This window comes from Streptomyces sp. MGP-P1 (assembly GCF_057766565.1).
Map to the genome: position 1 here is coordinate 869,730 of NZ_JBYMEM010000001.1, position 24,350 is coordinate 894,079.

General features: G+C 71.9%; 19 protein-coding genes. 10 read left to right on the plus strand and 9 right to left on the minus strand.

Going from position 1 to position 24,350, the window contains the following annotated elements; translation table 11 throughout:
* Window positions 1-23: 23 nt before the first annotated feature.
* From mmpA to AC3CH1_RS03990, 3 genes are all read right to left on the minus strand, one after another.
* Entirely contained in the window at window positions 24-167 is a 144-nt protein-coding gene (gene mmpA, locus AC3CH1_RS03980; RefSeq protein WP_488461571.1) for a morphogenic membrane protein MmpA, read from the minus strand.
* Between the two features lie 81 nt (window positions 168-248).
* A complete protein-coding gene (locus tag AC3CH1_RS03985) occupies window positions 249-686 on the minus strand; it encodes a glutaredoxin domain-containing protein (protein WP_488461572.1) in 438 nt (145 codons plus the stop codon).
* 72 nt (window positions 687-758) lie between these two features.
* A complete protein-coding gene (locus AC3CH1_RS03990) occupies window positions 759-1,451 on the minus strand; it encodes an endonuclease V (protein WP_488461573.1) in 693 nt (230 codons plus the stop codon).
* 107 nt (window positions 1,452-1,558) lie between these two features.
* Between AC3CH1_RS03990 and AC3CH1_RS03995 the strand changes: the two genes are divergently transcribed.
* Window positions 1,559-1,855 carry a YciI family protein gene (locus tag AC3CH1_RS03995; protein ID WP_488461574.1) on the plus strand — a complete coding sequence of 99 codons (297 nt, stop codon included), beginning with the start codon at window positions 1,559-1,561 and terminating at the stop codon, window positions 1,853-1,855.
* Window positions 1,856-1,927: 72 nt separating this feature from the next.
* Window positions 1,928-2,797 carry an alpha/beta fold hydrolase gene (locus AC3CH1_RS04000; protein WP_488461575.1) on the plus strand — a complete coding sequence of 290 codons (870 nt, stop codon included), beginning with the start codon at window positions 1,928-1,930 and terminating at the stop codon, window positions 2,795-2,797.
* Window positions 2,798-3,085: 288 nt separating this feature from the next.
* On the opposite strand, the gene AC3CH1_RS04005 is transcribed toward AC3CH1_RS04000, so the two are convergent.
* Complete coding sequence (locus AC3CH1_RS04005; protein ID WP_488461576.1) at window positions 3,086-4,216, minus strand: WD40/YVTN/BNR-like repeat-containing protein; 1,131 nt, start codon at window positions 4,214-4,216, stop codon at window positions 3,086-3,088.
* A gap of 207 nt (window positions 4,217-4,423) precedes the next feature.
* Here AC3CH1_RS04005 and ssgD point away from each other — a divergent pair, with 207 nt between their 5' ends.
* The 4 genes from ssgD (at window position 4,424) to AC3CH1_RS04025 (ending at window position 10,358) form a co-directional block, all read left to right on the plus strand.
* Window positions 4,424-4,840 (plus strand): spore wall synthesis regulator SsgD, encoded by a 417-nt coding sequence (ssgD, locus tag AC3CH1_RS04010; RefSeq protein WP_026290062.1) that lies wholly within the window; start codon window positions 4,424-4,426, stop codon window positions 4,838-4,840.
* Between the two features lie 210 nt (window positions 4,841-5,050).
* Window positions 5,051-6,682 carry an ABC-F family ATP-binding cassette domain-containing protein gene (locus AC3CH1_RS04015; RefSeq protein ID WP_488461577.1) on the plus strand — a complete coding sequence of 544 codons (1,632 nt, stop codon included), beginning with the start codon at window positions 5,051-5,053 and terminating at the stop codon, window positions 6,680-6,682.
* A gap of 148 nt (window positions 6,683-6,830) precedes the next feature.
* On the plus strand, window positions 6,831-9,266 hold the full coding sequence (locus AC3CH1_RS04020; protein ID WP_488461578.1) for an ATP-binding cassette domain-containing protein: 2,436 nt from the start codon (window positions 6,831-6,833) through the stop codon (window positions 9,264-9,266).
* 117 nt (window positions 9,267-9,383) lie between these two features.
* Complete coding sequence (locus AC3CH1_RS04025; RefSeq protein ID WP_397917479.1) at window positions 9,384-10,358, plus strand: acyl-ACP desaturase; 975 nt, start codon at window positions 9,384-9,386, stop codon at window positions 10,356-10,358.
* A gap of 454 nt (window positions 10,359-10,812) precedes the next feature.
* Here the strand turns inward: AC3CH1_RS04025 and AC3CH1_RS04030 are convergent, their stop codons facing one another.
* Together AC3CH1_RS04030 and AC3CH1_RS04035 are read right to left on the minus strand one after the other, a co-directional pair.
* Window positions 10,813-11,067 carry a WhiB family transcriptional regulator gene (locus AC3CH1_RS04030; protein ID WP_003964899.1) on the minus strand — a complete coding sequence of 85 codons (255 nt, stop codon included), beginning with the start codon at window positions 11,065-11,067 and terminating at the stop codon, window positions 10,813-10,815.
* A gap of 113 nt (window positions 11,068-11,180) precedes the next feature.
* The gene (locus AC3CH1_RS04035; protein ID WP_488461579.1) at window positions 11,181-11,975 is read right to left on the minus strand and encodes a VOC family protein; all 795 of its coding nucleotides are present in this window, start codon (window positions 11,973-11,975) and stop codon (window positions 11,181-11,183) included.
* A gap of 474 nt (window positions 11,976-12,449) precedes the next feature.
* On the opposite strand from AC3CH1_RS04035, the gene AC3CH1_RS04040 reads away from it, so the two are divergent.
* Window positions 12,450-14,678, plus strand: coding sequence for a DEAD/DEAH box helicase (locus AC3CH1_RS04040; RefSeq protein WP_488461580.1), 2,229 nt, complete (start codon window positions 12,450-12,452; stop codon window positions 14,676-14,678).
* 213 nt (window positions 14,679-14,891) lie between these two features.
* Here AC3CH1_RS04040 and AC3CH1_RS04045 read toward each other — a convergent pair whose 3' ends face one another.
* Window positions 14,892-15,956, minus strand: a complete 1,065-nt coding sequence (locus AC3CH1_RS04045; protein ID WP_488461581.1) for a multicopper oxidase domain-containing protein — start codon at window positions 15,954-15,956, stop codon at window positions 14,892-14,894.
* Window positions 15,957-16,227: 271 nt separating this feature from the next.
* Between AC3CH1_RS04045 and AC3CH1_RS04050 the strand changes: the two genes are divergently transcribed.
* Together AC3CH1_RS04050 and AC3CH1_RS04055 are read left to right on the plus strand one after the other, a co-directional pair.
* The gene (locus tag AC3CH1_RS04050; RefSeq protein ID WP_488461582.1) at window positions 16,228-18,732 is read left to right on the plus strand and encodes a ThuA domain-containing protein; all 2,505 of its coding nucleotides are present in this window, start codon (window positions 16,228-16,230) and stop codon (window positions 18,730-18,732) included.
* A complete protein-coding gene (locus AC3CH1_RS04055; RefSeq protein WP_488461583.1) occupies window positions 18,729-20,966 on the plus strand; it encodes an OmpL47-type beta-barrel domain-containing protein in 2,238 nt (745 codons plus the stop codon). The genes AC3CH1_RS04050 and AC3CH1_RS04055 overlap by 4 nt, the downstream gene beginning before the upstream one ends.
* Window positions 20,967-20,981: 15 nt before the next feature.
* Here the strand turns inward: AC3CH1_RS04055 and AC3CH1_RS04060 are convergent, their stop codons facing one another.
* Both AC3CH1_RS04060 and ligD read right to left on the minus strand, forming a co-directional pair.
* Window positions 20,982-22,049 carry an ABC-2 transporter permease gene (locus tag AC3CH1_RS04060; RefSeq protein WP_488461584.1) on the minus strand — a complete coding sequence of 356 codons (1,068 nt, stop codon included), beginning with the start codon at window positions 22,047-22,049 and terminating at the stop codon, window positions 20,982-20,984.
* Window positions 22,046-23,080, minus strand: a complete 1,035-nt coding sequence (gene ligD, locus AC3CH1_RS04065) for a non-homologous end-joining DNA ligase (RefSeq protein ID WP_488461585.1) — start codon at window positions 23,078-23,080, stop codon at window positions 22,046-22,048. Before ligD ends, AC3CH1_RS04060 begins: the two co-directional genes overlap by 4 nt.
* 76 nt (window positions 23,081-23,156) lie before the next feature.
* On the opposite strand from ligD, the gene AC3CH1_RS04070 reads away from it, so the two are divergent.
* On the plus strand, window positions 23,157-24,218 hold the full coding sequence (locus AC3CH1_RS04070; RefSeq protein WP_488461586.1) for an ATP-dependent DNA ligase: 1,062 nt from the start codon (window positions 23,157-23,159) through the stop codon (window positions 24,216-24,218).
* Window positions 24,219-24,350: the final 132 nt, after the last annotated feature.

Sequence of the window (24,350 nt, forward strand, 5' to 3'; positions counted from 1 at the left end):
CCCGGGGGCCCGCCGGGGGGTGGCTAGAAGATCCAGCCGGCCAGCGTGTGGAGCATCGCGCCCAGCCAGACGAGGCCGACGGCGCTCCCGAGGAGCATGCCGAGGGCCATACGGCGCTGAGCGGGGTCGAAGGGCGCGGTGCGGACAGCTGCACGAGAGGCGTTCATGCGTTCTAGCCTGCCCAGCTGTGCGGATCTATGCCATCCGTACGGGTACTCAGTTGCAGGACTGTTCCACGCCCGGGACCGTCACGCGGCGGGCGGCAGCTGTCCGCGCACCCACGACGGGTCCGGGTTGGTGTGCGGCCGGTCCGCCACGAAGACGGTCGGCACGGTCTCGTCGCCGCCGTTGGCCGCCCGCACCTCGGCCGCTCCCGCCGGATCGCGCCAGATGTCGACCCAGTGCAGCCGGGAGGCGTCGCGGCCCAGCCGGAGGCGGAGCCGCAGACAGTACGTGCAGCCCGGACGCCAGTAGACGACCGGGCGGCCATCGACGGCGCTGCGCCGCCGGGCTTCGGCGGCGGGGACCGGCCTCGGGAAGACCAGGGGCGAGATCGCCCCGGCGAACAGCACGAACACCACGAGAAGTGCGGCCGCCAGGACGGGGTCGCCGCTGCGGGCCGGCCCGGTCGCGACGGCGGCACCGCTGAGCACCAACAGGATCGGCGACATCCACACACGCGTCATGACGACGCACGCTATCGCCGCGCGGCCCCGCCCATCGAGGGGGGCCGCCCACCCGGGGCCGCGGGGCCCGCGTCAGGCGGTCGCTTCCCGCAGGGTCTGCCGGCACAGGGCGTCCGCCCGGCGGGTGCTCTCCGGCTGGCGGAAGCGGCCGGCGAGGCGGAGCGTGTGGGCGCAGGCGTTGTCGAGGCTGATGCGGTGGCCCACCGAGACGAACACCGGGTTGGTGTTCTCCTGGGTGCGCAACGCCCGGCCGACCACCTCCTCGCCGTCCAGCAGCGGGGAGAAGTCGCCGCGCCGGGGGCCGGGGGCCTCGTACGTGAACGTGAACGGGTTCTTGCCGACGCCGATCACCGGCAGCCCGGTGAGCACGCCCAGGTGGCTGGCGAGTCCGAAGCGGCGCGGGTGCGCCAGACCGTAACCGTCGCAGATGACGAGGCCCGGTTCGACGCTCAGCCCCTCCAGGGCCTCCAGCGCCGTCGGGATCTCCCGGAAGGCCAGCAGCCCGGGGACGTACGGGAAGGTGATCCGGCCGACGGCGGTGGCCTCGTCGATCGTCTCCAGGGTCACGGCGTCCAGCACCACCGCCGCCGCGACGACGACGTCCTTCACATCGTCGTAGGCCACGTCCACCCCGGTGACCAGCCCGGTACCGGGCTCCGGTCCCGTCTCGTCCAGGATCACCCGGCCGCGCAGCCGGTCCTGGATCGCCCGGCCCTCGGCTTCGTCGGCGGGGGTCTCGTGGGCGGGGGTGGGGGAGGTCGTCATGTCCGGAAGCTTATGCGGTGACGGGCCCCTGCCTGCTACGCGGTGTCCGCCGGCCGCCCGTCGCGGGACCCCGGGACGGGCGGCCGGAATCCCGTAGCCTGACGATCATGTTCGTACTCGAATTGACCTACACGGCTCCGGTCGAACGCGCCGACGCCCTGATGCGGGAGCACATCGCCTGGCTCGACGGGCAGTACGCGGCGGGCGTCTTCATCGCCTCGGGCCGCAAGAACCCCCGGGACGGCGGAGTGATCCTGGCCGTCGGGGAGGACCGGGCGGAGATCGAGAGGATCGCGGCGGGCGACCCGTTCGCCGAGCACGGTGTGTGCGCGTACCGGATCACCGAGTTCATCGCCACCAGGACGGCGCCCGGACTCGCTCCGTACCAGCAGCCGTTGCCGTAGCGGGCGGGCCCCGCCCGCTCCCGGTCCGGACACGGCCGATGAGTTTCCGGGGCGGGGCCGGTCTGCACGGGTATGGAAACGTACACACTCGAAACAGCCGGCGCCGACCTCGTCCACGACGTTCGCGGGCCCCTGCCGACCGCCGACGGCCGCCCGCCGTTGTTCATGATCGGGCAGCCCATGGACGCCACCGGATTCGTCGCGCTCGCGGCACGCTTCCCCGGGCGGACCGTGGTGACCTACGACCCCCGGGGGCTCGGCCGCAGCATCCGCAAGGACGGTCGGACCGACCACACGCCCGAGACCCAGGCGGACGACGTGCACGCCGTCATCGAGGCGCTCGGGGCCGGACCGGTCGAGATGTTCGCCAGCAGCGGCGGGGCGGTCACCGCTCTCGCCCTCGTGGCGCGCCATCCCGGGGACGTGACCACCCTCGTCGCACACGAGCCGCCGCTCATCACACTCACCCCGGACGGTCCGGCCGCCGTCCGGGCGCGGGCCGGGGTCCGGGACGCCTACGAGAGGCGGGGGTGGGGGGCCGGGATGGCCGCGTTCGTGGCGATGACGTCGTGGGAGGGCGAGTTCACCGACGCGTACTTCGCACAGCCCGCGCCCGATCCCGGCGCGTTCGGCATGCCCGCCGAGGACGACGGCTCGCGCGACGACCCGCTGCTGTCCGACCGGTCGTGGGCGATCAGCGGCTACCGGCCGGACGCCGACGCGCTGGCCGCGGCCGCCACCCGCGTGGTGATCGCCGTGGGCGAGGAGTCCCTGAGTGTCCAGACGGGGCGGACGTCCGCCGCGACCGCCGAACTGCTCGGGCAGCGCGCGTCCGTCTTCCCGAGCCATCACGGCGGCTTCCTCGACGGGGAGTTCGGCTATCCGGGGAAGCCGGACGAGTTCGGGCAGCGGCTGCGGGAGGTGCTCGACGGCGCCTCGTAGGGCCGTCCGGGGCGTGTTCCGAAAGTCCCGCCCTCCGGGCGGACGGCGCTATTTTCGCAACACGCCCTAGGTGTATTGACCCGCGGCGTTGTTCACGCGGCGGGTCAATACACCTAGGGCCTGTCGTCGAACTCCCGTCGTCGCCCGGAGGGCGGCCCTGGGGGGTCAGGTGCGTGCTCTCGGCGTGCCGGGCTCACGTCCTCGTACTGGACGTACTCGGGCGTGGGTCCGGTGCGGCGAGAGTGCGTGCATGGCGCCGCGGGGCAGACGGGAGTTCGACGACAGAACCTAGAACCCCAGCCGGGCCACTCGCCCCTTCTCGCCCGCCGCCCAGCAGCCCAGGTCGGGCGTGCAGTCGACGGTGTCGTACGAACCGGAGTCGACCGTCCGCCAGGTGCGTCCGCCGTCCAGGGTGAGGTCGGTGCCCGTCGGGCCGACGGCCAGGGCGGCGGAGCGGCTGTGGGGCAGCCAGGCGACGCCGGAGCGGTAGGCGGGCGGCGGGGTGGCGGAGGCCCGCCAGCTGCGGCCGCCGTCCCCGGTGACGGCGGCGGCCTTCGGGGATGCCTGGTCGGGGCGGTAGTCCCCGCCGACGGCGATGCCGTGCCCCCGGTCGCGGAAGGCGACGGCGAAGACCCCGCGGGCCGGGTCGCCCGCCGGGATGGTCGACGCGCTCGCCGTCCAGGTCAGGCCACGGTCCCGGGAGTGCAGGACCCGGGCGGTCGCCGCTCCCCCGGTGGTCAGCCAGACGTCCTTGGGGCCGGAGCTGACCAGGCACTGGCCGCTCGCCGCGAAGCCGGCCTCGCCCGGCTGGGCTGCGGGCATCCCGGCGTCGGGCAGGACCCGCCAGGAACGGCCGCCGTCCGCCGTGGACAGGACCCGGAACTTCCCGTCCACCGGGTCGCCCGCCGCGAGTCCGTGCCGACTGTCGAAGAACGTCAGGCAGTTGAAGAAGGCGCGGGGGTCGGTGTTGCGGAAGGACTCGGTCCAGGTGGCCCCGCCGTCGTCGGAGCGCAGCACCCGGGAGGCGTCGCCCTCGCCGATGGCCAGGGCGACGGCCCGGCGGCCGTCGAACGCCTCGATGTCCCGCAGCTCCAGTTCGGCGGCGCCCGGCGGTGACACGTCGCGCCAGGTGCGGCCGCCGTCGCCGGTGCGCAGGACCGTGCCCTTCGACCCGGCGACCCAAGCGGTGGTGCGGCTGACCGCGGCCAACCCCCGGAAGCGGGCGTCGGCGGCGGTCTCGGTGAGCTGCCAGCCTGGTCCGCGAGCGCTCGACTCCCGGGGCGTGGCCGTCCCGCCCCGCGTCCCGGCCGGGCCTTCCGTCGGCGCCGCGTGTGCTCCCGGTGCGACCAGTGCGGCGGCCAGGGCCGCGCCGCCGGTCACCAGTGCCATCAGCCGTCTCGTGTTCCCCATGGCCTTCATGGCGCTGGAAGCTAGCCGACGGGTTCCGGCCCGTCCAGGGTGCGTCGCCGCCGAGCGGGCAGGAGAGCGGGGGTGCGCCAAGTCCGGGCGGGACCGCCGGGGGCCGGTGACGCAGCTCACGCCGCGCGCCGGTGCACGAAACCAGGATTTCCGTCGTCTACTCCAATGCCGGGAACCGTTCATCCGGCCGCGCGAGAGGGAGCAGGTTTGTCCAGCGTTATCGAGCAGTCCGTGCAGGCCCGCATGGTCGCGTCCGCACCGCGGATGGAGACCCTGCCCGCCACTCTTCAGTACGACCGCCAGTACCCGTTCGCCGTACGCATGGCGTTCCCGGCCCCGGCGACCCTGGAAGGCACCGAGGTGTCCTGGGAGTTCTCCCGCGAGCTGCTGACCACCGGGGTGGACTCCCCCGCCGGGCAGGGGGACGTACGCGTACGGCCGTTCGGGTACGAGCGGACCGTGCTGGAGTTCCACGCCCCCGAGGGCATCGCCATGGTCCATGTGCGCACCGAGGAGCTGCGGCGTTTCCTCCAGCGGGCGCAGGAGCTCGTGCCGATGGGCGACGAGCACCGGTATCTGGACCTGGACCGGGGCCTGACCGATCTGCTCGGCGGTCCTCGCTGACCTCGTGAATCCGGTTGCCGGGTCCCCGCCCCCGGCCCTACCTTCGTGACGGTTCCTGTTGTCGTCGATCGGAGTGGGACGTTGCTGATCTGAGGTCCTGTGCACACCGTGCAGCGCTCGCCGCGCCTTGCCGCGGCCCGGAGCGCCCGTGTGCGATCTCAGCTTCCGCCGACCGTCCCTGTCGTTCCCGACGCACAACGGGAGATCCGTATGTCTACCTCCGACACCCACATCAGCTGTACCTCCCTCGCCTTCTCCTGGCCCGACGGCAGCGAGGTCTTCACCGGTCTCGATCTGGCGGTGGGGCCGGGCCGCACCGGTCTCATCGGTCTCAACGGCTGCGGCAAATCGACCCTGTTGCGGTTGATCGCCGGTGACCTCGCCCCGCGGTCCGGTGTGATCAGGACCCGTGGCGAACTGGGCTACCTTCCCCAGAACCTGATCCTGGACACCGCTCTGCGGGTCGACGAGGTGCTCGGCGTCGCCGACCGGCGCACCGCGCTCGACGCGGTCGAGTCGGGCGACGTCCGGCCCGAGCACTTCGCGGTGATCGGCGACGACTGGGACATCGAGGAACGCTCCCTCGCCACCCTGGACGGGCTCGGCCTCGGCCATATCGGGCTCGACCGCGCCATCGGGGAGATGTCCGGCGGCGAGTGCGTCCTGCTGCGGCTTGCCGCGCTGCTGCTGGAGCGGCCCGGGGTGCTGTTGCTGGACGAGCCGACGAACAACCTGGACGTGTACGCCCGGCGGCGGCTCCACGACGCGGTCGACGCCTGGACCGGTGCGCTGCTCGTCGTCAGCCACGACCGGGAGTTGCTGGAACGGGTGGACCGGATCGCGGACCTGCGCGCGGGTTCGGTCACCTGGTACGGCGGGAACCTGTCGGCGTACGAGGACGCGCTGGCCGTCGAGCAGGAGGCGGCGCGGCGCATGGTGCGCGTCGCCGAGTCGGACGTACAGCGTCAGAAGCGTGAACTGGCCGACGCCCACGTGAAGTTGGCCCGGCGCAAGCGCTACGGGCAGAAGATGTGGGACAGCAGGCGCGAGCCCAAGGTCGTCATGGGGCAGCGCAAGCGCTTCGCGCAGGAGTCGGCCGGCAAGCACCGCATCCTGCACACGGAGCGGCTGGCCGCGGCCAGGGAGCGTCTCGACGAGGCGGAGCTGGCGGTGCGGGAGGACGAGGAGATCCGGGTCGAGCTGCCGGGGACCCGGGTCCATCCGGGCAGCGAGGTACTGCTGCTGCGCGACCCGGTGCCGCCCTACGGCCCGCCGATGCGGGGCGAGTTGAGGGTGCGGGGTCCCGAGCGGATCGCGCTGACCGGTCGCAACGGGGCGGGCAAGACCACGCTGCTCCGGTTGATCGCGGGGCAGCTGACGCCCGTCTCGGGCGAGGCGACCCCCTTGGTCGCGACCGGGTTCCTGCCGCAGCGGCTGGACGTGCTGGACGACGCGGCGTCGGTGGTGCGGAACGTGGCACGGTCGGCTCCCGACCGCACGGACAACGCCGTACGGGCACGGCTGGCCCGTTTCCTGTTCAAGGGGGCGGCGGCGGACCGCCCGGCGGGGACCCTTTCGGGCGGGGAGAGGTTCCGGGCGACCCTGGCGATGCTGCTCCTGGCCGACCCGCCGCCCCGGCTGCTGTTGCTGGACGAGCCGACGAACAGCCTGGATCTGGCGAGCGTACGGCGGCTGACCGAGGCGCTGGGGGCCTACGAGGGGGCGTTGATCGTGGCGAGCCACGACGTGCCGTTCCTGGAGTCGATCGGGATCACCCGCTGGCTCCGGGTCGACGGCGGGCTGTCGGACACGACGGCCGGGGCGGTGCGCGAGGGCCACTGAGACCGGCCGGGCGGGGCGGTCGAGCCGGGAGACGTCCGGGCGCGGTCGCGGGCTAGCCCGAGCGCGAGCTCGGGCGCGGGCGGGTGACATCGGATCTCCCGGGAAAAGGGGACAGGAGCTGTCGGGTATCCCGCCTAGCGTCGCGCTCATGGATCGCTTCCCCGAGCGCGACGCGGAGCCGTACACCCCCGGCTCCGCGCACCGCGACATCGTCATCACCGGCGCGCGCGAGAACAACCTGCGCGACGTCTCCCTCCGGATCCCCAAGGGCCGCATCACCGTCTTCACCGGTGTGTCCGGTTCGGGCAAGTCGTCGGTCGTCTTCGACACGATCGCCGTGGAGTCGCAGCGGCAGCTGAACGAGACCTTCACCTCGTTCCTCCGCAACCGGCTGCCGAAGTACGAGCGACCGCACGTCGAGTCCGTCGAGGACCTGTCGGTGGCCATCGTGATCGACCAGAAGCCGCTGGGCGGCAACGTCCGCTCCACGGTCGGCACGGCGACCGACATCTGGTCGGTGATCCGGGTGCTGTTCTCCCGCTGCGGGACCCCGAGCGCGGGCGGGGCGACCGCGTACTCGTTCAACGACCCCAGCGGGATGTGCCCCGAGTGCGACGGGGTGGGGCGCACGGTCCAGCTGGACCTCGACCGGGCGATCGACCGGTCGAAGTCGCTGAACGAGGGGGCGCTGCTGCTGCCCGGCCTGACGGTGGGCAGCTGGGAGTGGAATCTGTACGGGGGGTCGGGGCGCTTCGACAACGATCTGCCCCTGTCCGAGTTCGGCGCGGAGGAGCTCCGGACCCTGCTGCACGGTTCGGGGTTCACCGTCCGCCTCGACATGCGGACCGGCTCGGCCGACATGCGGTTCGAGGGGGTCGTGACGCGCTTCGAGCGCCTCTACCTCAAGCGCGACACCGCCTCGCTGTCCGAGAAGCGGCGCGAGGCTGCCGCCCGGTTCACCGTGGAGCGGGTGTGCGGGGCCTGCGACGGGGCGCGGCTGAACGCGGCGGCGCTCGCCACCCGGGTCGACGGGTTCTCGCCCGCCGACTACGGACGGATGGAGGTCTCCGAACTCGTCGGCGTCCTGGAGCGGATCGTCGATCCGGTGGGCGGGCCCATCGCCGCCGCCGCCCGGGAACGGCTGGAGCGGCTGGCCGGCATCGGGCTCGGGTATCTGAGCCTGGACCGGGAGACCACGACCCTGTCGGGGGGCGAGGGCCAGCGGCTCAAGATGGTGCGGCACCTGGGCAGTTCGCTCACCGGGCTGACGTTCGTCTTCGACGAGCCCAGCGTCGGCCTGCATCCGCGCGATGTCGGGCGGCTGGGCGATCTGCTGGTGCGCCTGCGCGACAAGGGCAACACGGTGCTGGTCGTCGAGCACGACCCGGATGTGATGGCCGTCGCCGACCATGTCGTCGACATGGGGCCGCGGGCCGGGGCGGACGGCGGACACATCGTCTTCGAGGGGACCTTCGAGCGGCTGCGCGAGGCCGACACGCTCACCGGCCGCGCGTTGCGCGGCCGTACCCCGCTCAAGGAGACCGTCCGCTCCCCCACCGGCCGGCTCCCGGTGTACGGGGCCGACCTGCACAACCTCAAGGGCCTGGACGTGTCGTTCCCCACCGGGGTGCTGACCGCGGTGACGGGGGTCGCGGGATCCGGGAAGTCGACCCTGGTGTCGCGGGTGTTCACAGCGGCGTACCCGGAGGCGGTGGTGATCGACCAGAGCGCGATCACGGCCTCGTCGCGCTCCACCCCCGCCTCGTACATCGGCGCGCTGGACGCCATCCGCAAGGTGTTCGCCCGGGAGAACGGCGTGGACGCGGGGCTGTTCAGCTTCAACTCCACCGGGGCCTGCGCGGGTTGCTCGGGCCGTGGAGAGATCTCGACCGATCTGGCGTTCATGGATCCGGTCACCACGACCTGCCCGGAGTGCGAGGGCCGCCGGTTCCACGACGATGTGCTGAAGCACCGGGTCGGCGGCCGGTCGATCGTGGACGTCCTGGACATGACGGCGGCACGGGCGGCCGGGCTGTTCGAGGACCCGGTGCTGCTGCGTAGGCTGCGCACCCTCGACGCGGTCGGCCTCACCTACCTCACCCTGGGGCAGCCGCTCTCCTCCCTGTCGGGCGGTGAACGTCAGCGGATCAAGCTCGCCACCCAGCTGCACCGCACCTCCAGCGTGTACGTGCTGGACGAGCCGACGACCGGGCTGCACCTGGCGGACACGGGCACGCTGGTGGACCTCCTGGACCGGCTGGTCGACGCGGGGAACACGGTGATCTGCGTGGAGCACAACCTGGATGTGGTCAAGCGGGCGGACTGGGTGATCGACCTCGGTCCGGACGGCGGCAAGGGCGGCGGGGAGCTGGTCTTCGAGGGAACGCCCGCCGATCTGCTCGCTCATCCGGCATCCGTCACCGGCCACTATCTGCGGCGGGATCCGGGGGTCGGCGCCACGCCCGGGCGCGGGGGTGGAACGGCCTCGGAACCCAGGGGTGGAGCAACCCGTTCCGGAACGGTGAAACAGGGTTCGGAAAGGTCGCGGGAAGGCTCTCGGACACTCTCTCACCTGGCCGGATGACTCCGCGTGTCCGGCCGTTCCCGGGGACGGGCTTGGCTTTGACCTTACGGTCGCCTTAACCTACGGTCACGTAACCTACGAAGCCGTAGGTAATTCTCCCGTCCCCAGGAGCTCCCCGTGACGATCGCCTCTCCCCACCTCGGCAGTTCGAAGGCGTGGACCGACGCCCAACTGCTGTACGCGCTGGAAGAGGTGGTGGAGAAGGAACTCAACCGCCATCTCAAGGTCGCCAAGGACTGGATGCCCCACGAGTACGTCCCCTTCTCCGACGGCCGGAACTTCCCCGGCGTCTTCGAGGACGGCGAGGCGTGGGCGGCCGACCAGTCCAAGGTCACCGACATCGGCAAGATCGCCCTCGTGGTGAACCTCCTCACCGAGGACAACCTCCCCAGCTACCACCACGAGATCGCCTCCCTCTTCGGCCGCGACGGTGCGTGGGGCACCTGGGTGCACCGCTGGACCGCCGAGGAGGGCCGCCACGGCATCGTGATGCGCGACTACCTGCTCACCTCGCGCGCCGTGGACCCGGACAAGCTGGAGCAGTTCCGCATGGCGCACATGGCGGAGGGCTTCGAGTCGGACAACCGGCACTCGATGCTGCACTCCGTCGCGTACGTCGCCTTCCAGGAGCTGGCCACCCGCGTCTCGCACCGCAACACCGGCCACCAGTCCGGCGACCCGGTCTGCGACCGGATGCTGGCCCGGATCGCGACCGACGAGAACCTCCACATGGTCTTCTACCGCAATCTCCTGGGCGCCGCCTTCGAGCTGGCCCCGGACCTGACCATGCAGGCGGTGCGCGACGTCGTCGTCGACTTCCGGATGCCCGGACACGGCATGCCCGGCTTCGAGCGGGCCGCCGCGCAGATGGCGATCGGCGAGATCTACAACATGCGCATCCACCACGACGACGTGATCCAGCCCGTGCTGCGCTTCCTGAAGGTGATGGACATCGACGGGCTCGGCCCGGAGGGTGCGAAGGCCCAGGAGGAGCTCGGTCTGTACATGAGCGGGCTGGACAGCGAGGCGTCGAAGTTCGACGAGAAGCTCGCCGCCCGCAAGGCCCGTATGGTGGCGCGCGGCCGCGCCTGATCCCAGCCCCCGGCCGGCGCCCTGATCCGGACCCGGGCCTCACTTCGCGCCGGTGACCCCGGCGTACGCCACGTCGCGCACGTCGTCCGAGGAGTGCCGGCGGAGCATCGGTCCAGGGAGCGCGCGAGAGGGGCGACGGCGTCCGGCACGAGGTCCCGGTGGGCGGCCGGGGTCCGGCCCGCGGCGGCAAGCACCGCAGAGGCGGGCCGGTTGTCCGGACCGGCCCGCAGCGACAGCGTCCGGGCCGGATGGCCGAGCCCGCCGGCGGGCGGGCCGGTCGCGCTCCGCACCGGCGTCGTCCGCACTCTCTCCGGTGGCCGGCAGCGAGAGGGCTCGCTTCCATGCGTCGACGGCCTCCGGGGTCATCGGGGCCGCGTCCACGAGGGCGTCAACGGCCCGATTGTGCGGAACCCGCCCCGAAGACCCCAGGGGTCTACGGTGTGGCCGGGGGCGTTCAGCCCCGGTCGCGGCCTTCTCTGCGCAGCCGCTCGCGCTCCTTCTCCGACAGTCCGCCCCAGACGCCGAACCGCTCGTCGTTGGCGAGGGCGTACTCCAGGCAGGCCACTCGGCCTTCGCAGGCGTTGCAGAGCTGCTTGGCCTCGCGGGTCGAACTGCCCGGGGCCGGGAAGAAGAACTCGGGCCCGGCCTGCGCGCACAACGCGCTCTCCTGCCAGGCGAGCGCGTCGTCGGTCACGGTGTTGATCAGCATGTGCACACGGTGCCCGGTGGCGATAAACGACTGATCAACGATTCATCAATTCGCCCCGAGGCCGGCCACGGAGTACGCGCCGAAGCCTCCGGGGCCGCGGTCCCCGCCCGTGACTACTGCCTCGGCTCGGGCCTCATGACCGCGAAGACCGCCCCGTACGGATCGGCGACGTTGGCCATCTTGCCGACGCCGGGCACGTCCATGGCGGCCAGGGTCTCCGTGCCGCCGAGCCGCTTCGCCCCGGCCACCGTGGCGTCGACGTCGGCCACGGCGAAGTACGGCAGCCAGTGCGGGCCCCGGGCGGCCTCGGACGGGACGTCGCCCATCCGGACCAGGCCGCCGAACGACGCGTCCGGGCCGGTGCCGGCCGGGTGGACGGTGGTGTAGGTGTAGTCGGTGCCCTCCACCTTCAACTGGTCGGTCCCCCAGCCGAAGACCGTTCCGAAGAACGCGGCCGCCGCCGGGACGTCGGAGGTGTACAGCTCGGCCCAGAGGAACGAGCCGGGCTCCTGGACGACGCCGAAGCCAGCGTGCTCCTTCGGCTGCCAGGCGCCGAAATACGCCCCGGCCGGGTCCGTGAAGCCGCCCATGCTGCCGAGGTCCAGGACGTCCATCGGCTCGAACGCGGCGGCGCCGCCCGCCCGCTGCACCGCCGCGGCGGTGGCGGCGATGTCGGGCGACTGGAAGGAGACCGACCAGGCGCTGGGCGCTTCCTCCTCCGACACCGTCATCACACCGCCGACGTAACGACCGTCCAGGGTGAGCATTGCGTAGCCGCCGACCTCGGGGCCGCCGGGGACCAGACCCCACCCGAACAGCTCCCGGTAGAAGGCGGTGGCCCCGTCGAGGTCGGGGGTGCCGAGATCGACCCAGTTGGGCGCTCCGTCGAGGAAGGTGGGGCTGATCATGGCGTGCTCCTCAGTCGGTCCGGGTGATCTGACTCGTCCGGTGCTGCCAGGTGGTTCCTCTCGTTCCGAGTCTCGCACCGGGCACCGACGACCGCAGTCCGCGCGGGACCGACCGTGGTGCGATACACCGCCCGGAGCCGCGGCCCCCGGCGCCGGGCGGTCGGGTGGGGACCGGGGTCGACGGTGATCGCTGCTGTCACGCGGCTCAGCGTAGACAGCACCGGGGCGCCGGGGCGAAGCGTTGGACCGGCGCGTCGTCCCGGCCGTCGGGCGGTGGTCGTTCGGCGCCGCACGTCAACGCCCTGTCGTCACACGCGTCGCGCGACTGTCGGGGGTGGGGGTCAGGGGTGCACGCCCGGAGCCTGTCGGCGGTGCGTGGCACGATGGCGGGAAAGCCGACGGAGCGGGCCCCGGGGCGGTGAGACACCGGTCCCGGAGCGGTGAGGCGCCCACTTCGGGAACAGAAGGACATCCATGGAACAGAGCGGGGCGGCGGGCGGCACGGCCCTCGGGACACGCGCGCACGGGGCCGCCGCGAGCCCGGCGCCGACGGGCGGCGCGGTCCGGGAGCTGCTCGCGCGGGCGGAGCGGCTCCTGGAGAGCGCCCGTGCCGTGCCGGCGGACCGGGCGAACGCCGTGGAAGCCGTACGTTCCGTTCTCGATCCGCTGCTCGACTCCCTGGTGCGCCGGGAGCTGGCCGCCATCCCCGTGTCCCGGCTCAAGGACGTCACCGAGGGGCGGCTGCGGCTCGCGGCGCTGGAAGAGGCTGGGTTCGGCACGGTGGGGCAGGTCCACGGCACGGACCGCTACCAGCTCCGGCAGCTCCCCGGCGTCGGTGCGCACACCGCCGATCAGGCGCTGGCCGCCGCCGCGCAGCTCGCCCACGCCGTGCGGGACACCGTCTCCGTGCGGATCGACGTCGACGCCCCGGACGACACCACCACCGCGCTGGTCGTCGCCCTGCACCGGCTGGCCGAGGCCGGTACGGACGCGCGGCGGGCGGTGGACGCGGCCCGCCGGCTCGCCGAGCGGCTCGGCCCCCCGGTGGCGGCGGCCGCACCGGCCGGGAGCCGGCTGCGCATGCTGTTCACGGGGCGGGAGGCGCGGGCGCGGGCGCGCGAGGCCGTCGGCTCGGTGCACGCGGCCGTGGCGGACGCCGTGGAGCGGGAGCTTCCGGTGCTCTTCGCGCAGGCGTCCGCCGACCTGCTGCGGTCACCGGCGTCGCCCGCCGAGGCCTGGGTGGACTTCGAGCTGCGGTCCGCCGAGTACTACAGCCTGCTCGCCGAGCTGTCCGGCAGCGGTCCGGACCGGGACGCCGCCGAGGGGTTCCTGCCCGCCGGAATCGCGGACCGGGTACGCGCGCTGCGCCTGGACGACACGCATCTGCGGGTGTCCCTGCGCGGCTACCAGGCGTTCGGGGCGCGCTTCGCGCTGGCGCAGAAGCGGGTCGTCATCGGGGACGAGATGGGGCTCGGCAAGACCGTGCAGGCCATCGCCGCCCTCGCCCATCTCGCCGCCCACGGCGAGAGCCACTTCCTCGTGGTCTGCCCGGCGAGCGTGCTCATCAACTGGACCCGGGAGATCCGGGCCCGCTCCACCCTGCGCGCCGTGCCGGTGCACGGTGCGGAGCGGACCGAGGCGTTCGCGGACTGGCGGGAGAGCGGCGGGGTGGCGGTGACCACGTTCGACGCGCTGCACCTGCTGCCCGGGGCGGCGGCCTCGGTGCGGCCCGGGATGCTGGTCGTGGACGAGGCCCACTTCGTGAAGAACCCCGCAGCCCGGCGGTCGCGGGCGGTCGCCGGCTGGGCGGAGCACGTGGAGCGGGTGCTGTTCCTCACGGGCACCCCGATGGAGAACCGGGTCGAGGAGTTCCGCAGCCTCGTGCGCCAGCTCCGCCCCGAACTCGCGCCGTCGGTCAGCGGTACGCACGGCGCGGCCGGTTCGCGGGCCTTCCGCCGGGCCGTCGCCCCCGCCTATCTGCGCCGCAACCAGGTGGACGTGCTGGCCGAACTCCCGGCGCTGGTCCACGTGGACGAGTGGGAGGAGTTCGGCGCCGAGGACCGGGACGCCTACCGACAGGCGGTCGCCTCGGGACGGTTCATGCGGATGCGCCGGGCCGCCTACGCCGTGCCCGAGGCGTCCGCCAAGCTGGAGCGGCTGCGCGAGCTGGTCGACGAGGCGCGGGAGACCGGCCTGAAGGTGGTCGTCTTCTCCTACTTCCGCGAGGTCCTCGCGACCGTCGGCGAGGCCCTGGGCCCGGACGCCTTCGGGCCGCTCTCCGGGAGCGTCCCGCCGGCCCGGCGGCAGGAGCTCGTCGACGCCTTCTCCGCCGTGGACGGGCACGCGGTGCTGCTGAGCCAGATCCAGGCCGGGGGCACCGGTCTGAACATGCAGGCCGCCTCCGTGGTCATCCTGTGCGAGCCGCAGATCAAACCCACGCTGGAGCACCAGGCCGTGGCCCGCGCGCACCGGATGGGCCAGGTGCGCACGGTCCAGGTGCACCGGCTGCTGGCCACGGACAGCGTCGACCAGCGCCTGGTGGAGCTGCTGGCCCGCAAGGACCGGCTCTTCGACGCGTACGCCCGGCGCAGCGATCTCGCGGAGACCACCCCGGACGCGGTGGACGTCTCCGACGCCGAACTGGCCCGGCGCATCGTCGAGGAGGAGCAGCGGCGGCTCGCGGACGACGCCCGCCGTCCGTGACCGGGCCCGTCCGCCGTCCGAGACCAGGTGTGGCCCACCGCCGTGACCGGGCCCGTCCGCCGTCCGAGACCAGGTGTGGCCCGCCGCCGTGACCGGGGCCGCCCGCCGGCCGAGACCGGGTGTGACCCGCCGCCGTGACCGGGCCCGCCACCCGATCCCGACCGGGGCCGGCCCCTTCCGCGGGCCCCGTGGCAGGCGGGAGCACGGACGGGGTCAGTGCTGGTGCTCCCCGGCGGCCTTCCCGGCCTTCTCCTCGGCGCTCTGCGTGCCGCTCTTCTCCTCTGCCTTCTCCTCGGCCTTCTTCTCCGCGTCGCCCGCCGCGTGGTGGTGGGGTTCGTAGCCCGGAATGGTGCCGTCGGGCTTCTTGATCAGCAGGAGCCCTGCCATCCCCATGTCGGAGTGGCTCTGGACATGGCAGTGGTACATCCACGCGCCCGCGCCCACGCGTTCGCCCGCGATGATCTGGAGGCCGAAGGAGTCCGCTGGGCCACAGATCTTGTTGTCGATGACCCGGCTCGGGTCGTCGGGGCCGGTGAGGATGCCGGTCCGGTTGTCCGCCCAGCGGTGACCGTGGATATGGAAGGTGTGGTAGTACTCACCGTGCGTGATCATCACGAATTCGAGCCGATCACCCACCGTGGCCTCGAAGTTGACGCTGTTGTGGGCCGTCTTGTTGTTGATCATCATGTCGTTGAAGACGACCGTGCAGGTCTGGTCGGGCAGGATGTCGCCCTTGCGGCGCACGACGAGCGGCCCGTACAGCCCCTTGCGGATGCCGCCGGTGCCGTGGTCCGTGCCGACGACGTGGTCGTGGTAGTGCCAGTAGCCCGCGCTGCCCGGCTCGTAGGTGCCGTCCTTGCGCAGGCGCGGGGCGTGGGTGCGCCAGGTGTACGTCCGGGTGCCGCCGGGCTCGACGTGGCTCCTGTTCATCCGGGTGCCGTCGTTGGCGATGTCGTAGTCGACGCCGTGGACGTGGAGGCTGGCGTCCACGTCGGTGAGGTTCTCGAACTCGATGTGGACCGTGTCGCCCTCGTTCAGCTCGATGAGGGGGCCGGGGATCGAGGCCTTGCCCTTCTCGAAACCGTAGCCCAGCTCGCCGTTCGGCAACTTCTCGGCGTACATCTTCAGCCGTCGCACCACTCCGCCGGCCGGGGCCGTACGGGGCGGATTCTCGGCCGAGCTCGCCTCCACCGCCCCGAGCGACAACGATGTCACCCCGGTCGCGGCCGCGGCTGCGCCACCGACCAGCATCCGCCGGCTGAAGGTCCTTCGGTCCATGTCGAACTCCCCACTGCGATAAGTGAACTGGCGATGCCGCAGGAACGGAACGGCGCTCACGGGATCCCGGAACGGGCCACACCGTAGCCGGGGCAACCTCGTTTATCCACACCCAGGACAAAGTTCACACGATTGCTGCCATACCTATTGGCGTACCGCGAAAAGAGGTCTAGCTTCGTGCGCTGTCACAGTGAATCAAGAGGTACTGACGAAGAGTGAGCAAGCCACAGTCACCGAGAGGTGCAGTGACCACAGAGGGGTGGGTGACCACATGCAGCGCGCATCACATCACCGGTCCAGATCACGACGCGGCCTCGCGGCGGCCGTGGCGGCCGGCGCACTGACCGTGTCCATGCTGGGCAGCGGCGGCCCGGCCAGCGCGGACCAGTCGCCGGACCGGGCCCTGGTGGAGAAGATGGCGACAACGTTGTCCCTGCCGACTCCGCCCGGCGCCGCGAACCAGGTCAAGGTGCTGGTCTTCCACGCCTCGGCCGGCGACGAGGCGCCGTACACGAACGCCGGTATCGCGGCGATCGAGAAGATCGGGCTGAGCGGCCCGGAGGCCGGCCGGTTCACCACCGTGGCCACGGCGGACCCGAGGGTCTTCACCAACGGCAAGCGGCTCGGCTCGTTCCACGCCGTCGTCTTCCTGACCGGCGGGGGCGACGTCCTCGACCCGGAGCAGGAAGCGGGCCTGGAGGCCTACATGGAGGCGGGCGGCGGTTTCCTCGGCATCCATGACGCGGCGCGGACCGAGCCGTACTCGGACTGGTTCACCGGTCTGGTCGGAGCGCGCCCCGCGGCGAACAGCCCGGCCACCGCGCAGCGGGCGACCGTGGAGATCGGCGACCGGGTCCACCCGGCCACCAAGAACCTGCCGTTGGAGTGGAAGCGCCCCGACAAGTGGCTGAACTGGACGAAGAACCCGTCCGGCGAGGTGCACACCGTCGCGCGCGTGAGGGAGTTGACGTACAAGCCGGGTGCGAGCGCCAACGGCTGGGACCACCCGGTCTCCTGGTGCCGCGACTACGACGGCGGCCGGTCCTTCTACACGGCCATGGGCGGTACGGCGGACAGCTTCGCGGAGACCGACTTCCGTGACCATCTGCGCGGCGCCCTCTCCTGGACGAACCGGACCTCGCAGGCCGACTGCAGGGCGACGATCACCTCCAACTACACGGCCGAGCGGCTGACCCAGCCCAACCAGCCGGGCCAGAACGACCAGATCGGCGAGCCGCACGGCCTGGTGACCGCACCGGACGGGCGGGTCTTCTACATCGGGCGCGGCGGGGCCGACAGCTCCGTCCCGGTCGTCATCGACTGGAACGACCCGAACATCGGCAAGGGCAAGGGCGAGATCCACGTCTACGACCCGAAGACCAGGAAGGTCACCCTGGCGGGTGCGCTGGACGTCTTCGGCAACAAGGGCGGAGGCGACGAACTGGTCAAGGTCGAGGAGGGGTTGCTCGGCATCGAGCTGGACCCGGACTTCGCGTCCAACGGGTGGGTGTATCTGCACTACACGCCGCACGCGAAGATCGACCGCGACAAGCGCATGGCGACCCGTCAGGTCTCCCGCTTCACCTTCGACTCCGCGACCAACAAGCTGGACCTGGCATCGGAGAAGGTGCTGCTCGGCTGGCCGGTGCAGATCAACAGCTGCTGCCACGCGGGCGGCGGTATGGCGTGGGACTCGAAGGACAACCTGTACATCGCGACCGGTGACAACAACTCCTCCGGTTTCAGCGGCGGTTACTCCGGCAACAACCCGGAGCCGAACTACAAGGGCGTCGGCTTCGCCGACGCGCGCCGCACCGCGGGCAACACCAACAACCTCAACGGGAAGATCCTGCGGATCCACCCGGAGGACGACGGCACGTACACCCTGCCGTCCGGCAACCTCTTCACCGGTGAGGAGCCGGACGAGGGCGGCGGGAAGACCCGCGGCGAGATCTACGTGATGGGCGTGCGCAACCCGGCCCGGATCTCGATCGACGCCTCGACGGACACGCTGTACGCGGGCTGGGTCGGCCCCGACGCGGGCTCCCCGTCCACCACCTGGGGCCCGGCGAAGTACGACACGTTCGCCGCGATCACCAAGGCGGGCAACCACGGCTGGCCGTACTGCATGGGCAACAACCAGCCCTACCGGGACCGTAATCTGCCCGACCCGAGCAAGCCGCTGGGCTGGTACGACTGCGACGCCCCGAAGAACGAGTCGCCGCACAACGACGGCCTGGTCAAGATCCCGCCGGTGACCCCGAACACCATCTGGTACTCCCCGCAGGGCGGCGGGGTCGACTACCCGCGCGACGAGAACGGCGTACCGAGCTACAAGCCGGAGGAGGGCAAGCAGCTGCTCCCCTGGCTCAAGGGCGGCGGGCAGGCCACGATGAACGGCCCGGTCTACCGCTACGACGCGCAGAGCGAGTCCACCGCCAAGTGGCCCGCCTACTGGGACGGCAAGTGGTTCGTCGGCGACTTCTACGACGACACCCAGCCCCGGCACGCCGTGCTCACCGACCCGAGGACGGTCGGCAAGGGCGGACTGCCCACGCACGCCGAGTCGTTGAAGAAGATCATCCCGGTCGGGGCGGCCGGCATCCGCAACCTGATGGACTGGAAGTTCGCGCCGGACGGCTCGCTGTACGTCCTGGACTACGGGCGCGGATTCTTCACCTCCGACCCCAAGTCCGCGCTGTGGCGCGTGACGTACAAGGGCGGCGCCGCGACCCCGGCCGCCAAGAACCTCGTCGGAAAGGCGGCAGCGAAGTGAGACACCATCCGCACCTCGCACGCGGGCGGCACCGTCCGCCGAGCTTCTGGGTGGCCCTGCTGGCCTCCCTCCTCATGGTCCTCGGACTGACCTCGACGGCCGCGTACGGCAAGGGGGACGACGCTCCCCCGGCGGCCGCCGCCGACCAGGTGCTGACCTGGACCGCGGGCGACCCGATCGACCGCTACCTGTCCGCGCCGAAGACGGCGGTGGCCGGCAAGGCGACCATCGTCTTCGAGAACAGCACGGCCACCGGGAACACGACGAGCATGCCGCACACGCTGACGTTCAGCGTGTCGGACCCGGAGTTCAACAACGACGTCCAGCTGAACATCCTGGCCAACCCGGGCGACGCCGAGGGCGGCAAGCACAGCGTGGAGGTCACGCTGTCGCCCGGCCGGTACTTCTACCACTGCACGATCCCCGGCCACGGCATGATGCAGGGCATCCTGACCGTCACCGAGGGCAGCGGCGAGGACACCGAGGCCCCCGCGACCTCGGCGAAGGTCGACGGCGACAAGAACGGTGACGGCGCGTACATCGGCCAGGCCACGGTCGGCATCGAGGCCACCGACGCGGGCTCCGGCGTCGACACCGTCGAGTTCGCCCTCGGGGCGGACGGCGAGTGGCAGCCCTACACCGCGCCCGTCGTGGTGAACGAGGTCGGCGACCACGAGGTCCGCTACCGGGCCACCGACAAGGCGGGCAACGTGGCGGCGGAGAAATCCGTCGACTTCGCGGTCGCCGCGCCGCCGACCGACGACAAGACGCCGCCGGAGACCTCGGCGACCGTCTCGGGCGAGAAGGACGACGCCGGCGCGTACCTGGGGATGGCCACGGTCACCGTGACCGCGTCCGACACCGGGTCCGGCGTCAACACCATCGAGTACGCGCTCGGCGCGGACGGCGCGTGGCAGCCGTACACCGCACCGGTGATGGTCCACGAGGTGGGCGAGCACCAGGTCCGCTACCGGGCCACCGACCGGTCGGGCAACGTGGCCGACGAGAAGGCCGTCGACTTCACCGTGGTCGAGCCGCCGTCGCAGGACCAGACGGCTCCGGAGACCTCGGTGAAGGTCGAGGGCGACAAGAACAGCGACGGGGCGTTCATCACCAGCGCCAAGGCCACCGTCTCGGCGACCGACGACGACTCGGGCGTGGACAAGGTCGAGTACTCCCTCGACGGCGGCCCCTACCTGGCGTACACCACCCCGGTGATCGTCGACCGGGTCGGCTACCACTCCATCGCCCACCGGGCGACGGACAAGGCGGGCAACACGTCCGAGGCGAGGAAGGTGTCGTTCACCATCGCCCAGGGCGGCGGGGTTCCCGCGCCGAACTGCGCCGAGTTCGACGAGCGGCACACCGTCTTCGTCGGCACGATCGACACGGGCGTGCCGAACCGGATCACCCGTAACCGCTGCACGATCAACGAGCTGATCGAGGACGAGAAGGACTGGTCATCCCACGCGCTGTTCCTCAAGCACGTGACGACGGTGCTCGACCGGCTGAAGGCCGACGGCGTCATCGACCTGCGCGAGCGCCGGGCGATCAACCAGGCCGCCAAGCAGTCGGGCATCGGGAAGCCGGGCCAGGTCGAGGGCTACACCAAGCTCTTCGACGGCACGGCGGCCTCGCTCGCCAAGTGGAGCCACGTGGGCGGCGGCAAGTTCGAACTGAACGAGGAGGAGGGCTCCATCACCAGCTCCACCACGGTCGGTGGAATGGGCATGCTGTGGCTGCCGAACCGGGCCTACGGCGACTACTCCCTCAAGCTCCAGTGGCGGGACGACGCCCCGGGCTCGGGCAACGCCAACGGCGGGGTCTTCGTCCGCTTCCCGAAGGTCCACGACCACCCGGAGGAGTCACGTCCGGAGTGGGTCGCCATCAAGTACGGCCATGAGATCCAGATCAACGACCGGCCGGACGGCGACATGTACAAGACCGGTTCGGTGTACGGCTTCGACCGGGTGGGTCTCGGCGGCGCCGGGGTCACGCCGAAGGGCACCTGGAACGACTACGAGATCAAGGTGGTGGACCAGCACTACGAGATCTACCGCAACGGTGTCCTGATCAACGAGTTCGACAACACCGGCGGTCAGCTCTTCGAGCCGCCGCGGGGCGACGACCCGGGCACCGACGGCAGGCGGTTCGCCTCCGGCTACATCGGGCTCCAGGTGCACGGCGTCACCGACGTCATCTCGTACCGCGACATCCGGATCAAGGAGCTGTAACCCGCTGTAGCGGTCTCAGGTGGCCGCGTCCGCATGCTCCGGCGTGCGGGCGCGGCCACCGGGGTGTCGGTGGCGCCACACCCAGAACACCGTGCAGGAGACCAGCGCCCAGCCGGCGAGGACCAGGTACGGGAAGACGAACTGGTGGCCCTGGTAGTAGACGGCGGTGTGCTGGGCGTTGACGGAGGCGCCCGGTGGCAGCCAGCGGCCGATGTGCCCGAGCGCCGAGGGCAGCAGCGGCCAGGACACCGCACCGCCGGAGGACGGGTTGCCGAGCAGCACCATGACGCCCCAGGTGGGGATCATCGCCCAGCGGCCCATCAACGTGTTGAACATGGTGAAGACCATGCCGGAGGTGAACATTGTGAACGCGAGGATCAGCCAGGACTGGACGAACGGCAGGTCCACCGCCCCGAGCCACCAGTCCACGGCCGCCGCGATGGCGAACCCGCCGAGCAGGGCGTAGGCGACGGTGAAGGCGATCCGCTCGGCCGGGTTCAGGCCGTGGGCGTGCACGCTGAGCTGGATCGCGCCGAGGAAGCCCATGATCACGGCGGCCAGCGAGATGTAGAACAGGGCGAGTCCGCGCGGGTCGCCCCGCTGGAGCGGCTTGATGTCCCGGACCGTGACCTCGACCCCGGTGGCCTCCCCCACCTCCAGGCCCGCCTTGCCGAGCAGCTCGGCCACGGACGCGCCGGAGGCTCCGGCCACGTCGAGCGCCACTCCCCCGTCCGAGGCACGCACGATGGCGAAGACCTTCTGCTCGTCCAGGGCGCGGCGGGCGTCGGCGACGTCGGGGTAGTCACGCAGTTCGAGGGAGGCGTCGAGGGCCTTCTCCATGCCGGCGACGAACGCCTCGCCGCGCGCCGCCTCCGGCCGGGTGACCAGGGCGGCGGGGATGCGGTGCGGGGTGGGGTCGGCCATCGCGTACGTGTAGGAGCCGGCGAAGAGACCGGCCGCGGCGGCGACGATCAGGACGAGGACGGTCGCGGGGAGGAACGGGCTGTTCTTGTACGCCTCCCAGCGCTCGCGGAGGGTGGGGGCCCGACCGTGCGCGCCGTGCCTCTGCGTGCTCCCGCTCACGTCTTCTCGCCGTCGCCGTCATCGTCGTCGTGGCGGGCGCGGCTGGGCTGGACGCGCTTGGGTTCGCCGGGCATCTTCGGATACTCCGGCGGATAGGGCATGTCGCCGAGCCCGCGCTCCTTCTCGTCCCGGTCGGCCAGCTCCAGCAGGGCGTCGAGCCGGAAGGCCTCGTGGTCCATGTCGGCGTGCACGTCGCCGAGTTCGGCGTAGCGCGCCGGGAGCGTGACGATGTCGAAGTCGCGCGGTTCGGCGTCGTCGATCTCCTCCCAGCGCAGCGGCGCGGAGACCGGGGCGTGCGGGAAGGGGCGTACGGAGTAGGCGGAGGCGATGGTGCGGTCGCGGGCGGTCTGGTTGAAGTCGACGAAGATCCGCTCGCCGCGTTCCTCCTTCCACCAGGCGGTCGTCACCCGCTCGGGCATCCGCCGCTCCAGCTCGCGCCCGGCGGCGATGGTGGCACGCCGTACCTCGGTGAACGTCCAGGCGGGCTCGATGGGCACGAAGACGTGGATGCCCCGGCCGCCGGAGGTCTTGGGCCAGCCGCGTACGCCGTGGTCCTCCAGGACGGAGCGCAGCTCATGGGCGGCCCTGACCGCGTCGGCGTAGTCGGTGCCGGGCTGCGGGTCCAGGTCGATGCGGAGTTCGTCCGGGTGGTCGGTGTCCCCGGCGCGGACGGGCCAGGGGTGGAAGGTGAGGGTGCCGAGGTTGGCGGCCCAGATGACGGCGGCGAGCTCGGTGGGGCAGATCTCGTCGGCGGGCCTGCCGCTGGGGAAGGCGATGCGGGCGGTGGGGATCCACTCGGGGAGGTTCTTCGGGGCGCGCTTCTGGTAGAAGAAGTCGCCCTCCACCCCGTCGACGAAGCGCTGGAGCGTGGTCGGCCGACGGTCCAGGGCCCGGGTGATCCCCGGCCCCACCGCCAGGAAGTACTCGGCCACGTCCCTCTTTGTGTAGCCCTTCTCCGGGAAGTACACCTTGTCCGGGTTGGACAGCCTCACGGCCCGTCCGCCCGCGTCCAGCTCCACCGCTGCTCCCATGACGGCCACCGTAGGCCGGTCGCACATATGCCGCACATCGGGAGACACGGGCGGGGTCGCGGGCCAGAATCGGCGCATGGACCTGCCGGTGATGCCGCCCGTGAAGCCGATGCTCGCCAAGTCGGTCTCCAAGATCCCGCCGGGCATGAGCTACGAGGCGAAGTGGGACGGCTTCCGGGCGATCGTGTACCGGGACGGCGACGAGGTGGAGATCGGCAGCCGCACGGGCAAGTCCCTGACCCGCTACTTCCCCGACCTGGTCGACGTCGTACGGGAGAACCTCCCGCCGCGCTGTGTGATCGACGGGGAGATCGTCATCGCCCACGGGGGGCGGCTCGACTTCGAACGGCTCAGCGAGCGCATCCATCCGGCGGACTCCCGGGTGCGGCTGCTCGCCGAGCAGACCCCGGCGAGCCTGATCGCCTTCGACGTCCTCGCCGTCGACGACACCTCCCTTCTGGCGACCCGGCAGGCGGACCGGCGGGAGGTGCTGAGGGCCGCGCTCTCGGAAGCGTCCGCGCCCGTCTTCCTCGCCCCGGCCACCACGGACACCGAGGTCGCCCGGGAGTGGTTCGAACGGTACGAGGGGGCCGGGCTCGACGGGATCGTGGCGAAACCGCTCGATCTCCCCTACCGGCCGGACGCCCGGGCGATGTACAAGATCAAGCACGAACGGACCGCCGACGTCGTGGTGGCGGGCTATCGCGAGCACAAGAGCGGCCCGGTCGTCGGCTCGCTCCTGCTCGGCCTGTACGACACCGACGGCGTGCTCCACCACGTCGGGGTCTGCGCGGCCTTCCCGATGAAGCGGCGCGCCGAGCTGGCCGAGGAACTCGCGCCGCTGCGCGTCGGGTTCGGCGAGCATCCGTGGGGGGCCTGGGCGGACGCGGCGGCGCACGAGCAGTCCCGGCTGCCGGGGGCGCAGAGCCGCTGGTCGGGCAAGAAGGACCAGTCCTGGGTGCCGCTGCGCCCGGAGCGGGTGTGCGAGGTGGCCTACGACCACATGGAGGGCGACCGGTTCCGGCACACCACCCAGTTCCGCCGGTGGCGGCCGGACCGGTCCCCCGTCGGCTGTACGTACGCGCAGTTGGAGGAGGTCGTCTCCTTCGACCTGTCCGAGGTGCTGTCGGGCGGCTGACCCCGGCCACCGCGCCCGCTCGGACATGCCCGGCGGTTGTCGGGGAACATGCTCGTGCGGGAGAGGGCTCATCCGCGGCGGGTGGGCCCTCTCCCGCCGCACCGGACCATGCGAAGCGAACGGGGACACGAC

What these genes read in the sequence shown, in the direction of transcription:
- mmpA (WP_488461571.1), bottom strand. Translation starts at nt 167, where the DNA reads ATGAACGCCTCTCGTGCAGCTGTCCGCACCGCGCCCTTCGACCCCGCT.
- AC3CH1_RS03985 (WP_488461572.1), bottom strand. Translation starts at nt 686, where the DNA reads ATGACGCGTGTGTGGATGTCGCCGATCCTGTTGGTGCTCAGCGGTGCC.
- AC3CH1_RS03990 (WP_488461573.1), bottom strand. Translation starts at nt 1,451, where the DNA reads ATGACGACCTCCCCCACCCCCGCCCACGAGACCCCCGCCGACGAAGCC.
- AC3CH1_RS03995 (WP_488461574.1), top strand. Translation starts at nt 1,559, where the DNA reads ATGTTCGTACTCGAATTGACCTACACGGCTCCGGTCGAACGCGCCGAC.
- AC3CH1_RS04000 (WP_488461575.1), top strand. Translation starts at nt 1,928, where the DNA reads ATGGAAACGTACACACTCGAAACAGCCGGCGCCGACCTCGTCCACGAC.
- AC3CH1_RS04005 (WP_488461576.1), bottom strand. Translation starts at nt 4,216, where the DNA reads ATGAAGGCCATGGGGAACACGAGACGGCTGATGGCACTGGTGACCGGC.
- AC3CH1_RS04015 (WP_488461577.1), top strand. Translation starts at nt 5,051, where the DNA reads ATGTCTACCTCCGACACCCACATCAGCTGTACCTCCCTCGCCTTCTCC.
- AC3CH1_RS04020 (WP_488461578.1), top strand. Translation starts at nt 6,831, where the DNA reads ATGGATCGCTTCCCCGAGCGCGACGCGGAGCCGTACACCCCCGGCTCC.
- AC3CH1_RS04030 (WP_003964899.1), bottom strand. Translation starts at nt 11,067, where the DNA reads ATGCTGATCAACACCGTGACCGACGACGCGCTCGCCTGGCAGGAGAGC.
- AC3CH1_RS04035 (WP_488461579.1), bottom strand. Translation starts at nt 11,975, where the DNA reads ATGATCAGCCCCACCTTCCTCGACGGAGCGCCCAACTGGGTCGATCTC.
- AC3CH1_RS04040 (WP_488461580.1), top strand. Translation starts at nt 12,450, where the DNA reads ATGGAACAGAGCGGGGCGGCGGGCGGCACGGCCCTCGGGACACGCGCG.
- AC3CH1_RS04045 (WP_488461581.1), bottom strand. Translation starts at nt 15,956, where the DNA reads ATGGACCGAAGGACCTTCAGCCGGCGGATGCTGGTCGGTGGCGCAGCC.
- AC3CH1_RS04050 (WP_488461582.1), top strand. Translation starts at nt 16,228, where the DNA reads ATGCAGCGCGCATCACATCACCGGTCCAGATCACGACGCGGCCTCGCG.
- ligD (WP_488461585.1), bottom strand. Translation starts at nt 23,080, where the DNA reads ATGGGAGCAGCGGTGGAGCTGGACGCGGGCGGACGGGCCGTGAGGCTG.
- AC3CH1_RS04070 (WP_488461586.1), top strand. Translation starts at nt 23,157, where the DNA reads ATGGACCTGCCGGTGATGCCGCCCGTGAAGCCGATGCTCGCCAAGTCG.